The 13,521-nt window shown below is 58.8% G+C and carries 12 protein-coding genes; 8 read left to right on the forward strand and 4 right to left on the reverse strand.

Annotation, left to right across the window (positions count from 1 at the left end; genetic code table 11):
* Positions 1–25: 25 nt before the first annotated feature.
* The 4 genes from CDO46_RS22910 to CDO46_RS22925 all read right to left on the reverse strand — a co-directional run bounded on the left by CDO46_RS22910 (position 26) and on the right by CDO46_RS22925 (position 5,264).
* Positions 26–2,281: a polysaccharide biosynthesis tyrosine autokinase gene (locus tag CDO46_RS22910; RefSeq protein WP_254914659.1), complete on the reverse strand. Its 2,256-nt coding sequence runs from the start codon at positions 2,279–2,281 to the stop codon at positions 26–28.
* The gene (locus CDO46_RS22915) at positions 2,281–2,718 is read right to left on the reverse strand and encodes a low molecular weight protein-tyrosine-phosphatase (protein ID WP_087840907.1); all 438 of its coding nucleotides are present in this window, start codon (positions 2,716–2,718) and stop codon (positions 2,281–2,283) included. The genes CDO46_RS22910 and CDO46_RS22915 overlap by 1 nt, the downstream gene beginning before the upstream one ends.
* Positions 2,715–3,782, reverse strand: coding sequence for a polysaccharide biosynthesis/export family protein (locus tag CDO46_RS22920; RefSeq protein WP_254914660.1), 1,068 nt, complete (start codon positions 3,780–3,782; stop codon positions 2,715–2,717). The genes CDO46_RS22915 and CDO46_RS22920 overlap by 4 nt, the downstream gene beginning before the upstream one ends.
* Before the next feature lie 129 nt (positions 3,783–3,911).
* Complete coding sequence (locus tag CDO46_RS22925; protein WP_176400828.1) at positions 3,912–5,264, reverse strand: capsule assembly Wzi family protein; 1,353 nt, start codon at positions 5,262–5,264, stop codon at positions 3,912–3,914.
* Between the two features lie 535 nt (positions 5,265–5,799).
* Here CDO46_RS22925 and galU point away from each other — a divergent pair.
* The 8 genes from galU to CDO46_RS22965 all read left to right on the forward strand — a co-directional run bounded on the left by galU (position 5,800) and on the right by CDO46_RS22965 (position 13,428).
* Positions 5,800–6,642 (forward strand): UTP--glucose-1-phosphate uridylyltransferase GalU, encoded by an 843-nt coding sequence (galU, locus tag CDO46_RS22930; protein ID WP_087840909.1) that lies wholly within the window; start codon positions 5,800–5,802, stop codon positions 6,640–6,642.
* A gap of 71 nt (positions 6,643–6,713) precedes the next feature.
* Entirely contained in the window at positions 6,714–7,892 is a 1,179-nt protein-coding gene (gene lptG, locus CDO46_RS22935) for an LPS export ABC transporter permease LptG (protein WP_087840910.1), read from the forward strand.
* Complete coding sequence (locus tag CDO46_RS22940) at positions 7,889–8,710, forward strand: symmetrical bis(5'-nucleosyl)-tetraphosphatase (protein WP_087840911.1); 822 nt, start codon at positions 7,889–7,891, stop codon at positions 8,708–8,710. The genes lptG and CDO46_RS22940 overlap by 4 nt, the downstream gene beginning before the upstream one ends.
* Before the next feature lie 25 nt (positions 8,711–8,735).
* Positions 8,736–9,302 carry a dTDP-4-dehydrorhamnose 3,5-epimerase gene (gene rfbC / locus CDO46_RS22945; protein WP_087840944.1) on the forward strand — a complete coding sequence of 189 codons (567 nt, stop codon included), beginning with the start codon at positions 8,736–8,738 and terminating at the stop codon, positions 9,300–9,302.
* A complete protein-coding gene (rfbD, locus tag CDO46_RS22950) occupies positions 9,299–10,180 on the forward strand; it encodes a dTDP-4-dehydrorhamnose reductase (protein ID WP_087840912.1) in 882 nt (293 codons plus the stop codon). The genes rfbC and rfbD overlap by 4 nt, the downstream gene beginning before the upstream one ends.
* Positions 10,177–11,190: a dTDP-glucose 4,6-dehydratase gene (gene rfbB / locus CDO46_RS22955; RefSeq protein ID WP_087840913.1), complete on the forward strand. Its 1,014-nt coding sequence runs from the start codon at positions 10,177–10,179 to the stop codon at positions 11,188–11,190. Before rfbD ends, rfbB begins: the two co-directional genes overlap by 4 nt.
* 31 nt (positions 11,191–11,221) lie before the next feature.
* Complete coding sequence (locus CDO46_RS22960; protein WP_165963016.1) at positions 11,222–11,965, forward strand: FadR/GntR family transcriptional regulator; 744 nt, start codon at positions 11,222–11,224, stop codon at positions 11,963–11,965.
* Positions 11,966–12,111: 146 nt separating this feature from the next.
* Positions 12,112–13,428, forward strand: a complete 1,317-nt coding sequence (locus tag CDO46_RS22965) for a Rieske 2Fe-2S domain-containing protein (protein WP_087840915.1) — start codon at positions 12,112–12,114, stop codon at positions 13,426–13,428.
* Positions 13,429–13,521 lie beyond the last annotated feature (93 nt).

Consider the following 13,521-nt stretch of genomic DNA (forward strand, 5'->3'; position numbering starts at 1 on the left):
AAACGCGATTCCATAAGCCGAGCGTTTAGCGCTTATCCTCATCGGCTTCATAGGCGTAGGCTACATAGCGATATCTCGCATAACGGCCGCCATAACCATATTTACCTACACTCGCACGCAGGCCATTGAATATGACCCCAGCCACCGCAGAGCCAGCTTGCTGTAGGCGTTTCGTTGATTCCTGCAACTCGCCAATCGTAGTTCTTTCTGACCTCGCCACCAGAAAAATTGCATCTACCTTTGTGGCCAGTGCGCTTGTATCCGCCGCGACAAGCACTGGCGGAGTATCAATAACGACTATGTCGTATTCTTGCTTCAGGAACTCCAAGGCGCGGCTTAGGGCCGGGGAAAGCAACAGCTCACCCGGATTTGGCGGCAAGGCACCGGTTGGAATAAAGTCCACACCACTCATCACATCCTTTCGGATCGCATCTTGCGCGGTGATATTTCCTGCCAGCAGTTCACTAAGTCCATTATCCCTAGAGATAGAAAAATACTGATGCAAATACCCCTTCCGCATATCCGCATCAATTAAAAGTACCTTCTTTCCACTATTAGCAAGAACAGCAGCAAAATTTGACGATAGGAATGATTTACCGACACCAGGGGCTGGACCGGTAATCAAAATAACTTGATTGCTCGTATCAGCCAGCGTAAACTGCATCGCGGTCCGCAGGCTACGCAATGCTTCAATCGCGGGTTCGCTAGGATAGAATTGAGCAAGAACGCCACCATACTTGTTCTTCCCCTTTAGATGTCCCGAAATTTCGCGCTGACGATCACTGAATGGAATCGTAGCGTAGACGTTCAGTCCCGCCTTACTCTCAATGTCGTGCGGATCGGTAACCCCGCCAAATAATGCATGACGAATAAATGCGATAACCGTACCAGCAAAGACACCAAGGAAAAGTGAAAATAATATTGCAAGCAGGCGCTTGGGACGAACCGGAACCTCGGGAACAACTGCGTCATCGACTAAGCGAACGTTGCCAATACGACCTGCTTTAACGAGACGAAGTCTCTGGGTTTCATTGAGCAGAGATGCGTAGAGGTCAGTACTAACCTTTACATCTCTAGTCAATCGCAGCACGTCTTGCTCAAGATTCGGCAACTGTTTAATACTACCTGTCAGCTGATCAAGCTGCTTATTAAGAGCAGCAATTTGTGTGTCAATAGCGCGAATTGAAGGATGTTCTTGCGTGAACCGCGTTAGTAGTTCTTTCTTATTCTGTTCGAGATTAAATAGAGTAGTTTTTGTTTCAACGGATCGCTGCAACAGCAGGCTTGCTTCTTCGCCTAAATTAATAGTCCCTCGCTGGTTGCGAAGTTGGTTATAGCGTTCCTCCGCCTGCTCTACTTCTTTCTTGAGAGTAGGTAGCTGTTTATCCAAGAACTCAAGAGATTTCTCTGCCTCGGCCGAACGACGCTCAACGTTCTGAGTGATGTATTGCTTCCCAATCTCACTTAAAATTTGTGCTGTGCGAACAGGATCCGTGCCTTCTAATGTTGCTCCTATTACGCCAGACTGCTTTCCCTTCTCCGAGATATCAAGACTAGCCTGCAATTCTCTAATGGTTAGAAGTCGCGAAAAGCTTGCTATTTCAAACTTCGCACCGGCCTTGGCGTCGAGACGGGACACGATAATAGTAATTGGGCCAACATTCGTCTCTAGTGTCTCGCGCTGGCCCACCCGTCCTTTGACTTCTCCATTAAACCCCTCGCTCACCAACGAGTACTCTCCAGCTCCTGCGGCGGTCAGCTCTATGATTTTCCCTTGTAACGCCACTGGCACTTCGAGCTCGTCAACAGCGATTTGCTCACTTCCCCAAACGTATCCGCCGTAGCCGAATATCCCCGGAGTTGACAGATCCGTTTTTTTGGATGCCCACCACTCACCGAATATTGGAAAATATTTTGGCCGAGCCAGGATAGTTAGCTTTAAATTATCAACAGCTTCCGCTACGACCAAACGAGATCTAAGTATCTCCAATTCTGCGCTTGCAGCAGTTTTGCCAGTGAGAGCGTCCGCTGTCTCTCCTAAAAGACCCCGGACCCCAACTTGACCATCTTCAACTTGGATTAACAGATCCGACTGATAAATTGGCTTCGTGAGGTATGCGTACGCAATGCCAGCGGCAAGAAAAAGTGCCGTGACAATACTGATAACCCACTTATTCTCTAAAATAATATCGAGATAATGAGCCAGAATCGCATGATCGGATTGCAACTCATTGGCAACAACGGACGTTTGGTTCATATCTGCAGTCGTAAATTTGGTCATCACTGTAATTTCTTCAATCGTCCGACCCAATGATCGACACCCGAGTTAATGAGAGCAAAGCATTCCTCAAACTCCTTCTGGCCGAGTTTATATGGATCAAAAATCCCCGTCCTCTGATCGGGCATAAGGAGGAAAACTTTTCCCCTCACAGTGGGAAATAACGCCAACAATTCTCGGCGCTGTTCCTCATCCATGACAAGTATGAGGTTCGAAGCTTCAACTTTTGCTCGATCAAGTTGGCGCGCTCGATGATCGCTTATATTTATGCCAGCATTTTCCAGAACTTTAATAGCTAAAGGGTCCGCACCTCTCCCTACCAAAGCCCCTAACCCCGCAGAGTTACACTCAATCCCTGGCAACCGAGATCTCAATAGACCTGCAGCCATTGGGCTACGGCAAATATTTCCAATACAAACACTTAAAATAGAATTAATCATTGCTGGACGGTGCGGGCACCAATGAACGTGGTATTCAAGCCCGGCAATAAATTACTAATAAAGCGGTTCCATCTAACAATCGGAGCGCTATCCACATAAACAACATCTTTGCGCTTCAACTCAAATTGCTCGGCCAACGCAAGAGCAGTAGGTGAACTTCCGTCAAGATGAAACACTTCAGGTAGACTCAAATCTGGCTGATAGCGGACGACGTATATGTGCTTAGGATCACTTGACACTGGATTCACCCCACCGGCATCTCCAAGCGCTTCATTGAGCGAAAGACGTCCATTACGGAGAGTAACTGTAGTCGGCTTCGTCACTTCGCCGACAACAAATACCTTGTTCTCTTCTCGCGCCACAACCTTAATAACATCGCCATTTTTTAAACTGATCTGTGTAGGGTCGACGCCTGCATCCAGTAGCTGTGGGATGTTAACTAAGTAAGTGGCTCCACCTCTCGTCAACATTACTTGACTTCTGTCACCACTAGGCAAAATCCCGCCCGCGGCATTAAGAGCTTCCACCAACGAGGTCGTTACATCAGTAATAGGTAGCACACCGGGAGTTCGCACTTCACCGTCGACATAAACCCTCTGGCTACGAAAACCTGTCACCCGAACTGTCACTTGTGGATCACGGATAACTTTCGCAAGAGCAGTGGCAAGTCTTAATTGGGCTTCGTTTATGCTTAAACCGGTAACTTTTACTGCGCCAGCATAAGGAAACTGTACCGTGCCCGTTTCGGATACAACATACCCCTGAGGAGTCGATCCCGCTCCAGAGGTCGGCAACTGAACAGAAGCACCGCCTATGTTGTACGTTTGCGTGGGAAGCACCAACTCAGGGTGATCCCAAACAACGATTGACAAGATATCACCGGGACCTATTCGATAGCTCTTAGCTCTATCAGCGAGAAACTCTATGCCAAGTCTCTTGATATTTTTCTTTTCATCTGCGATCTGCTCCTGATTTCTCTTGATGACCGCTAGCGTAATAGGGGTAACGGTAGGCACAGTAGTGGGATCATCAGGGACGACCGGCTCGTCGGGAGAAAAACGCATTCCAGGCGCGAACGCACACCCTCCTAGCAGGAGCGTAGAAACCAAAATTACAAGACAGCTGCCAGATTTTATTCGCTCAAGGCAGGAGAAGCGCATAAAAAAATCCCAAAAAATATGCCTACAGGCATTTTACATAATCGCCAACGGATAATTTACAGAGAGCCCCACATTGAAGGCATTGCCTACACTACCTTTCTGAGCCTTCACCAACTGAGCCACAAGTTTTAACTGTGCCGCGCCGTATTGCCAGCCATAAGACACCTCACTACCCCATAGTTTCCCGGCGCGCGGGAAAGCTTGGTTCACAGGCTCGTTTATAACGTTTGGCTCGGCGTGAAAAATTCGCACTGAGAATTTTGAATAGTAGTTATAATCCCTAGGGGCAATCGATAGCGACGCAGAATAAACGCGGCCCGAACCACCTAAAAAATGGGCGATAGGCAACCCGTCGTGATAAAGGCCATTTCGGTAAATGCTATGACGATATGCAACGCCTGTTTGCCCATCCGACAAGCCAAAAAAGCGTCGTACAGTCGTATCAGCCCCCTCCAAAGTCCATTGAACTCGGCTAGATCCGACAATATGTTTAAACTGGGCACCGATCTGCAGGATATGTTTTGAAGGCAGCATCCCCGCCTCGTCTTCACCAGCCAATTGCGAGTAAAGGACGACTGGATTACCCATGAGGGAAAATCGATATCGTATATCGATACCAGCTAATTCGTTACCTGGGTCTGCCGATTTTCCCAGATCATTTGAATTACCAGTAAGCGCATCCCACACCGCGCCGAAGCCGTTTCTCCGACCGCTCCCGCCCCATTGAATGAATCTCGAAACGCCAATTTCGAGGCCGTCGACAGGACGAAAGAAACCTCGCATATTAAGAACGCGAACACCCGGCACTGCAGTATCGTGTGCCATCTGCCCAACAAATAAATCATAACCCCAGGGGCCGATCCAACTCAGCCACGGCGACTCAAAAGGTACGTACTTTCCTCGTTGAAGCCCAATTCCTGGGATAGCTGTGGCCGAATTGCCCCATATCAGGCTCCCATGTTGCCCGGGGCCCCACCAATGCGAAATTTGGCCTGCATATAGCACTTGTCCCAGGCCCGCTGCAGCAATGTAGCTCCCTTCCAAATTAATTTTCGACTGCTTGCTGGTTAACGGGTCGATCAAATAATTAATTTGAACACGCCCTGCAATCGACTCGCCTCCGCCGCGGACATAGACCGCACCTACGCCTTTTCCCTTCGCTGTCGAAGAAAAATCGGTTTGCGGCAGAGCCTTCGCATTTAGCTTCGCAGCCACTCCGAACACGGTGACCTTTTGTCGTTCTATATATTTCTTGACACTAAGCAGCGCATGAACATCACTAGGAGACAAATTACTCTTGCGTGCACCACTGAGTGCGTCTTCTAGGACAGACAAAGGCAATGGCCACGTCGAAGTCGAGACATTTTGGACGATGTTTCGATCCATAAGCCATTCTAAGTCCTCACGCAACCCTTGGTCCCCCGCCTCAATCATATCTGCGCGTTGGGCATTTGCATTCCATGGGATGCACACAAACAAAAGAGCCCATGGACACACTAGAATTCCTATTCTTCGGGCGAGTTCAGTCACCACCACAGCCTTCTGACAAACTCCCAACCCCGACAGAGGAACGCGGGGAAAGGATTTCTTTGTTGGAATCTTGCACACAGCAAGGATAGATGAGTCAAGCCTCCAGAGCGAGCCTCAGGCAGAGGCCCAAAGGCGTCGAACGTTACCATGAAAGCCGTGATGTCCCAATGACGCTTAATTTATATAACATTTTTTTGCTGCGACAATCGCTCTATTTTAGTGTATACGCCTCGCCCTTGAGAAATCACCTGAGCCGCCTCAGGGAATTGCGAACATTCGTTACAAACATCAAGGGGAGCGTAACAGCTGCATAACGTCCAGCATGGCAACCAATGCCCGGAGCTCACTGGGGTAACATCGATCCATTCAACAATTCCACGTTCAAGCCCCTATGAAGCCAATTCGCACTGCCGTCTTCCCTGTGGCCGGCCTCGGGACCCGGTTCCTCCCTGCGACCAAGGCAATGCCGAAGGAGATGCTGCCAGTCATCGACAAACCCCTAATCCAGTACGCCGTCGAGGAAGCAGTCGCTGCAGGGATCACTACCATGGTATTTATTACCGGGCGAAACAAGCGAGCGATCGAAGACCACTTTGACACAATCCCGGAACTAGAGGCAGAGCTAGTGGCCAAGCACAAGGTCGAGTTGCTCCGAACGGTTAAGAACATTATTCCGTCTACTGTGAACTGCATCTACATCCGCCAGCCCGCCCCTCTTGGCCTCGGACACGCGGTACTCTGCGCCGAACCGGTAGTTGGCAATAGCCCTTTTGCTGTGCTCCTCGCCGATGACCTTATCGATGCGAACGTTCCGGTTACCAAGCAGCTCGTGGAGGCCGCCATGGCCAATGACGGTAGTGTGCTAGGTGTACAGGACGTGGTTCGTGAAGACACCTCCAAGTATGGCATCGTCGATACTCACCAGAATACAGGCCAAACGGCACAGGTGTTCAGCATGGTGGAGAAGCCGGCTCCGGAGGACGCCCCGTCCACGCTGGCGGTGGTGGGCCGCTATGTGCTTGAAGGCGAGATATTCGATCACTTGCGTACGTTGGGCAAGGGCGCCGGCGGCGAGATCCAGTTGACGGACGGGATCGCGGCGCTGATGCAGGCCAAGCGCAAGGTGTTCGCGCATCGCTATGACGGCAAGCGTTACGACTGCGGCAGCAAGACGGGGCTGTTCGAGGCCACGGTCGCGCTGGGCAGGAAGTATCACGGTTTCGAAGTGAAGTAAGCTGCGGCGGGGCCGGCCTTTGGGCGCCGGCCATCCTTTACACTAACGGGCCGCCCGTTTCTCTATACGCCGTGAAGACCGCCCGCCGCTACCTGGCCACCGAAATCTATCGTTCCTCGTCCGTCGTCCTCATGGCGCTGGTGGGGTTGTTCTCGTTCTTCGCCCTGGTGGATGATCTGGACCAGGTGGGCCGCGGCGGCTTCAAGCTGTATCACCTGCTGTTCCTGGAGTTGCTGGCGCTGCCGACGCGGATCTATGACATCCTGCCCATCGGTCTGCTGATCGGGGCGATCCTGGCGCTGGCGGGGCTGGCGCAGCGGCACGAGCTGGTGATCCTGCGGGTGTCGGGGGTAAGCGGGATGCGGCTGCTGGGGATGCTGTGGCTGGTGTCGGTGCCGGTGATGATGCTGGCGATCGTGCTGGCGGAGTGGTTGACGCCGGCGGCCGAGATCAAGCTGAACGAGACGCGCCTGACGATCACGGGCAGCGCGGGTGGCCGGTCTTCGGGGGTACTGCGCAGCGGCTACTGGTTCAAGGAGGACGCCGCGACCGGCGAGCGCATCATCAATGTGGGAGCGATGCAGGCCGGCGGCGGCGCCTCGGATGTGACGCTGTACGATTTCACGCCGTCGCGGCAGCTGGCGTCGATCACGCAGGCGAAGACGGCCAGTTTCGGCACGAATGAGCTGCGTCTGCATGACGTGGCGATCACGACGGTTTCCCCCACGCTGGAGTCTTCGTTGCACGCGGGGACGCGGGCGACGCAGGCGCCGGTGGTGGTGACCCGGGAGGCCGAGCGTACGGTGTCGACGACGCTGACGCCGGAATTGCTGCTTGCCCGGGTGCTGACCCCGGAGCGGATGTCGTTCACGGATCTGCTGGATTATGTGGGCTATTTGAACAAGAACCATCTGACGTCGGACCGGCAGATCGTGGCCATCTGGCGGAAGTTGATCTATCCGTTCACGCTCCTGGCGATGATCACGATCGCGGCGCCCGTGGGGTTCATGCAGACGCGGCGCGGCGGGGTCGGGGTGAAGATCTTCCTGGGCATCCTGCTGGGCGTGGGCTTTTTCATGTTGAATCAGTTGGCGCTGAACGTGGGCATGCTGAATCGCTGGCCGGCCTGGGTGACGGCGGTGGCGCCGAATGCGCTGGCGCTAGGTGCCGCGCTGCTGGCGATGCTGGGGATGGAGTACGGTAATCTGCTGCGCGCCCGGTGGCGACAGGCGGCGGGTGCGACGACATGAGTATCTGGATGATCGGCGACTTGCAGGGGTGCTGCGCGCCGCTGGAGTCGCTGCTTGCGCGGCCGGAGATCGCGGGCGATGCCGATGCGCGGTTCTGGTTCGCGGGGGATCTGGTAAACCGCGGGCCTGCCTCGCTGGCGACGATACGCCGGGTGATGGGGCTGGGCGAGCGGGCGGTGGCGGTGCTGGGCAATCACGATCTGCACCTGCTGGCGGTGGCGGCCGGGCTGCGCAAGGCGGGGAAGTCGGACACGATCCAGGAGATCCTGGATGCGCCGGATGCCGCCGACATTTTGACCTGGCTGCGGCATCGTCCGTTGGCGCATTTCCAGTTGGGGCATCTGATGGTGCACGCGGGCGTGCTGCCCGGCTGGACGGCGGCGCAGACGCTGGCCTTGGCGGGCGAGGTGGAAACGACGCTGCGCGGGCCGAACTGGCAGGGTTTCCTGGGCCAGATGTACGGCAATCTGCCGGCGGCCTGGGATGACGGGTTGGAAGGGGCGGATCGGCTGCGGGTGATCGTGAATGCGCTGACGCGCATGCGTTTCTGCACGGCCGACGGCACGATGGAGTTCGCGGCCAAGGCGAATGCCAGGCATGCGCCGGACGGGTTCATGCCCTGGTTCGACGTGCCGGGCCGGGCGACGGAGTCGGTCACGGTGGTGTTCGGGCATTGGTCGACGCTGGGGCTGCTGGAGCGTCCGGGCCTGTTGTCGCTGGACACGGGCTGCGTCTGGGGCGGGCAATTGACCGCCGCGCGGCTGGAGGACCACAAGCTGGTGCAGGTGGCCTGCCAACAGTATCAGGTGCCGGGCTGATCGCCCGCCGGCAAGAGGTGTGACCGTGGACGTGCTGGAAACCCGCCTGCCGGAAGTGCTGGTGTTCGCGCCCGAGGTGCGGCGCGATGCACGCGGGTATTTCGTGGAAACGTTCCGGGCGAGCTGGCTGGAGCAGGCCGGCATCCAGGCGGAGTTCGTGCAGGAGAATCAATCGCTGTCGCGGCGCGGCGTGCTGCGCGGGCTGCATTTCCAGTGGCCGGGCGCGCAGGGCAAGCTGGTGCGGGTGGCGCGGGGCCGGATTTTCGACGTGGCGGTGGACGTGCGGCGCGGATCGCCGCGTTTCGGGGCCTGGGTGGGCACGGAACTGGATGGCGACACTCACCGTCAGGTCTGGGTTCCTCCGGGCTTCGCGCACGGTTTCTGCGTGCTGTCGGACGAGGCCGAGGTCGTCTACAAGTGCACGGCCTATTACGATGCGGCCGCCGAGGCCGGCGTGCGCTGGAACGACCCGGCGCTGGACATCGCCTGGCCTGGCGCGGGTCCGTATGTCCTGTCGGCCAAGGACGAGGCGCAGCCGCTGCTGGCCGACCTGCCGCGCGACCGTTTGCCGCCCTATCGGGGTACGCCATGACTATCCTGGTCGCGGGCGCCGGCGGGCAGTTGGGGCACGAGCTGGTGTTGCGCGGCGCGGCGCTGGGGGTCGTGGGGCTGGATCATGGGCAGTGGGACGTGAGTGATCCCGCGGCGACCGCCCGCATCGTGGCCGAGTATCGTCCCCGGGTGGTGATCAACGCGGCCGCCCATACGGCGGTGGACAAGGCGGAAGGCGAGCCCGAGCGGGCCCTGGCGGTGAACCGGGACGGCGTCCGGAACCTGGCACGGGCCTGCGCGGCCCAGGGCGCGGCGCTGCTGCACCTGTCGACCTGCTATGTATTCGACGGCGCCAAGGGCGCTCCCTATACCGAGGATGACGCCCCGCATCCGCTGAATGTCTACGGCCGCAGCAAGTGGGAGGGGGAACGGCTGCTGCCGGCTCTGCTGCCCCGCCATCTGACGCTGCGGGTGTCGTGGGTGTTCGGCGCGCATGGCGGGAACTTCGTCCGCACGATGCTGCGGCTGGCCGGCGAAGGCCGGCCGCTGCGCGTGGTGGCGGACCAGACGGGCACGCCCACGCACGCGGGCGACATCGCGCGAGCCCTGCTGTGCCTGGCGGCGCGCATCCAGGACGGCGAGGCGCTGCCCTGGGGCACGTATCATTACCCGGGCGGGCCGGCGACGACCTGGCATGGCTTCGCCCAGGCCATCATGGCCCGGGCGCGCGATACGGGCCTGCTGGACACCGCGCCCCCGGTGGCGGCCATCGGCAGCGGCGACTACCCCGCGGCGGCCCGGCGGCCGCGCTATTCGGTCCTGGACGGCACGCGGGGCCGCGGGGTCCTGGGACTGGAACCGGCCGACTGGCGCGCGGGATTGCAAGAGGTATTGTCCGCATGGAAGGACGCGGCATGAATCATGTTCCCCGGCATGTCCTGGTCACGGGCGGCGCCGGTTTCATCGGATCGAACTTCGTGGCCTATCTGCTGGCCAGCGATCCCGGCGTGCGGGTGGTCAATCTGGACCTGATGACCTACGCGGCCGACCCCGGCATTCTTCCCCGCTTCGATGCCAGCGGCCGCCATGTGTTCGTCCACGGCGACATCTGCGACGCGGAACTGGTCGCGCGGCTGCTGCGCGAGCACGAGGTCGACACCATCGTCCACTTCGCCGCCGAGACACACGTGGACCGGTCCATTACCGGGCCGGGCGATTTCGTGCGCACCAACGTGGACGGGACCTTCGTGCTGCTGGAGGCGGCGCGGCAGGCCTGGCTGGCCGAGGGCCGCGCCGCCCCGGGGCGGCGTTTCCACCACATTTCCACGGACGAGGTCTATGGCTCGCTGGGGCCGGACGATGCGGCCTTCACCGAGTCCTCGCCCTATGCGCCGAACTCGCCCTACTCCGCCAGCAAGGCGGCTTCGGATCACCTGGTGCGCGCCTATCACCGCACCTATGGGCTGCCGGTGGTGACGACGCATTGCTCGAACAACTACGGCCCCTACCAGCACGACGAGAAGTTCATTCCCACCATCATCCGCTGCTGCCTGGCCGGCCAGCCGATACCGGTATTCGGCACCGGCGGCAATTCGCGCGACTGGCTGTACGTGGACGACCATTGCCGGGGCATCGATCGCGTGCTGCGCGACGGACGCACGGGCGAGACCTACAACATCGGCGGCGGGTGCGAGCTGAACAATATCGAGGTGGCCGGAAAGCTGTGTGCGCTGATGGATGAGCATCATCCCGAGGGCGCGCCGCATCGCCGACTGATCAGCTTCGTGGCGGACCGGCCGGGGCATGATTGGCGGTATGCGATCGACGCGGGGAAGATGCGGGAGGAGCTGGGGTGGGTGCCGAAAGAAAACTTTGATGCCGCGATAAAGAAGACCGTGGATTGGTATCTGGCCTCCCGCAACAGGTAGAATGATTGGACCAAAGTCCTTATCGGCTGCCATGAAGCTCCCTCCCGCCACGGTCGAATTCTCCGCCATTGCTGCGCCTCGCGCCGTGGATGAAATCGAATCCCAGATCCGCGCCATGGTGGCGCAAGGGTTGCTCAAGCCCGGTGACCGGCTGCCGTCCGAGCGGGACCTGGCGGCCAAGCTGAACGTGAGCCGCAATACGCTGCGCGAGGCGATGCGCACGCTGGAACGGGCCGGCATCCTGGAGATGCGCAAGGGAACGCACGGCGGGGCCTACATCCTGCACGGCAGCTCCGACTCCATCATCGACGGTCTCAGTAATCTCTATCACCTGGGAGCGATCTCGCCCGAGCAACTGACCGAAGCCCGCATCTGGCTGAGCGAGATCGTGGTCCGGGTGGCGTGCGAACGAGCGACGGAGGAAGACCTTCGGGCCCTGGACGAAAACATTCAGGCGGGCCGGCAGGCGATTGCGGATGATCGTTTCGACATCCGCCAGCGGCTACATCGGGAATTCCACCTGATCCTGGCGCGTATGACCCGCAATCCCATTATCGAGGCCACGATGGCCGGCGTGATGGAGGTGATGGGCCTGTTCATCGAACGCATCGGCCCGAGCGAGAACGCCTTTACGGAGCCGGCCCGCGACCGGCTGATGAAGCATTTGCGCAAGCGCGACGCGGAGGCGGCGGTCAAAGAGATGACCTCATACCTCAAGCGCCTGCAGACGCGCTACCTGGACCAGTGGGCCGAGCGCCGGCCGCCGGAACACTGATCCCCGCTCTCGCAATGCGAAAACGCCGCCCTTTCGGGCGGCGTTTTCGTTTGGGGGATGACTATTGCAAAAAACCCTGGACAACTCTTTTGCCGAACTGGTAGATTGCTTGAATGGTTCAACCAATATGGGCACGGAGACAGAAGATGTTGTCGTACGAAGATAACGAGCGCTTGGTCAGGGTCGGACCCGATACGGAGATGGGCAGGCTGATGCGGCTGTACTGGCTGCCCTTCCTGGCCGCCAGGGACGTGGAAGCCGACGGGCAGCCGTACCGGGTGCGCCTGCTGGGCGAGGACCTGGTGGCGTTCCGGGACAGCAGCGGCCGCGTGGGGCTGGTAGACCATGCCTGTCCCCATCGGGGCGCGCAGATGGCGTTCGGGCGCAATGAAGAAGACGGGCTACGCTGCATCTACCACGGCTGGAAATTCGGCGTGGATGGCCGCTGCCTGGACATGCCGGCGGAACCCGCCGGATCGGCGATGCCGGGGCGCATGCGCATTAAGTCCTATCCGGTGCGCGAGCGTCATGGCGTGCTCTGGACTTACATGGGACCGGAGGCGGGAAATCCTCCACCGCTGCCCGATATGGAATGGAACCTGGTGCCGGAAGACCAGGTCGTGGTGACGCTGCGGGTGCAGGAGTGCAATTGGCTGCAGGCGCTGGAGGGCGAGATCGATTCCGCCCACGCGGCGATCCTGCATGGCCGGGTGGACGGCGGCACCGTGAATCAGTGGCGCCAGGCCCAGGACCTGATGCCCAGCTTCGAGTGCCAGCAGCACGACGCCGGCATCAGCATCGCGGCGCGGCGCAAGGTGGGCGACGAGCAGAACTACGTCCGGGTCAATCAGTTCCTGATGCCCTTCTGGACGCTGGTGCCGCCGCAGTCGCAATTTCCTGAACTGAGCGGCCACGCCTGGGTGCCGATCGACGACGAGCACACGCTGTGCATGATGTTCTCGTACCACCCTTCGAAGACTTTCTACGAGAAGAGCCGCAAGGTATTCAAGGAGGGCTACAACGGCCGCGAAACGGGCCACGCCTCGGACCACTCGTTCGAACAGCGCCCGCCCACGGACCCTTATCACACGTACTGGAGCAAATTCAATCGCGGCAATGCCTATCAGTTCGACTACCGCTCGCAGGTGGAGAAGTACAAGGCAGGCTTACCGGGGTTGTGGGTGCAGGATGCCGCATGCCAGTCGGGCGTGGCGCCGATCTACGACCGCACGCGCGAGCACCTGGGCACCACCGACACCGGCATCGCGCGCACGCGGCGCTTCCTGCTGGAAGCCTTGAAGCGGCTGGCGACGGAACAAGCCGAGCCGGTTTCGGTCCGCCAGCCGGAGCTGTTCATGCTGCGCGCCATCTCCGTCACGATCCCTGAGGGAAGCGACTGGATGGCGGCCGGCCGGGACCTGATGCGGGCCCGGCTGGGCGAGGACTTCGGCTACACCCCTTGACCCGCGACGGATCCGGCTTTGCCGGTCCCCAGGTAGAGCCCCCCAGGGGACGCGTGCAAGCGCATAGGGGGGAAACACAACAGGCGCGCACCC

This window comes from Pigmentiphaga sp. NML030171, from assembly GCF_002188635.1.
GTDB lineage: Bacteria > Pseudomonadota > Gammaproteobacteria > Burkholderiales > Burkholderiaceae_B > Pigmentiphaga > Pigmentiphaga daeguensis.

What these genes read in the sequence shown, in the direction of transcription:
- CDO46_RS22910 (WP_254914659.1), bottom strand. Translation starts at nt 2,281, where the DNA reads ATGACCAAATTTACGACTGCAGATATGAACCAAACGTCCGTTGTTGCC.
- CDO46_RS22915 (WP_087840907.1), bottom strand. Translation starts at nt 2,718, where the DNA reads ATGATTAATTCTATTTTAAGTGTTTGTATTGGAAATATTTGCCGTAGC.
- CDO46_RS22920 (WP_254914660.1), bottom strand. Translation starts at nt 3,782, where the DNA reads ATGCGTTTTTCTCCCGACGAGCCGGTCGTCCCTGATGATCCCACTACT.
- CDO46_RS22925 (WP_176400828.1), bottom strand. Translation starts at nt 5,264, where the DNA reads ATGGATCGAAACATCGTCCAAAATGTCTCGACTTCGACGTGGCCATTG.
- galU (WP_087840909.1), top strand. Translation starts at nt 5,800, where the DNA reads ATGAAGCCAATTCGCACTGCCGTCTTCCCTGTGGCCGGCCTCGGGACC.
- CDO46_RS22940 (WP_087840911.1), top strand. Translation starts at nt 7,889, where the DNA reads ATGAGTATCTGGATGATCGGCGACTTGCAGGGGTGCTGCGCGCCGCTG.
- rfbD (WP_087840912.1), top strand. Translation starts at nt 9,299, where the DNA reads ATGACTATCCTGGTCGCGGGCGCCGGCGGGCAGTTGGGGCACGAGCTG.
- rfbB (WP_087840913.1), top strand. Translation starts at nt 10,177, where the DNA reads ATGAATCATGTTCCCCGGCATGTCCTGGTCACGGGCGGCGCCGGTTTC.
- CDO46_RS22960 (WP_165963016.1), top strand. Translation starts at nt 11,222, where the DNA reads ATGAAGCTCCCTCCCGCCACGGTCGAATTCTCCGCCATTGCTGCGCCT.
- CDO46_RS22965 (WP_087840915.1), top strand. Translation starts at nt 12,112, where the DNA reads ATGTTGTCGTACGAAGATAACGAGCGCTTGGTCAGGGTCGGACCCGAT.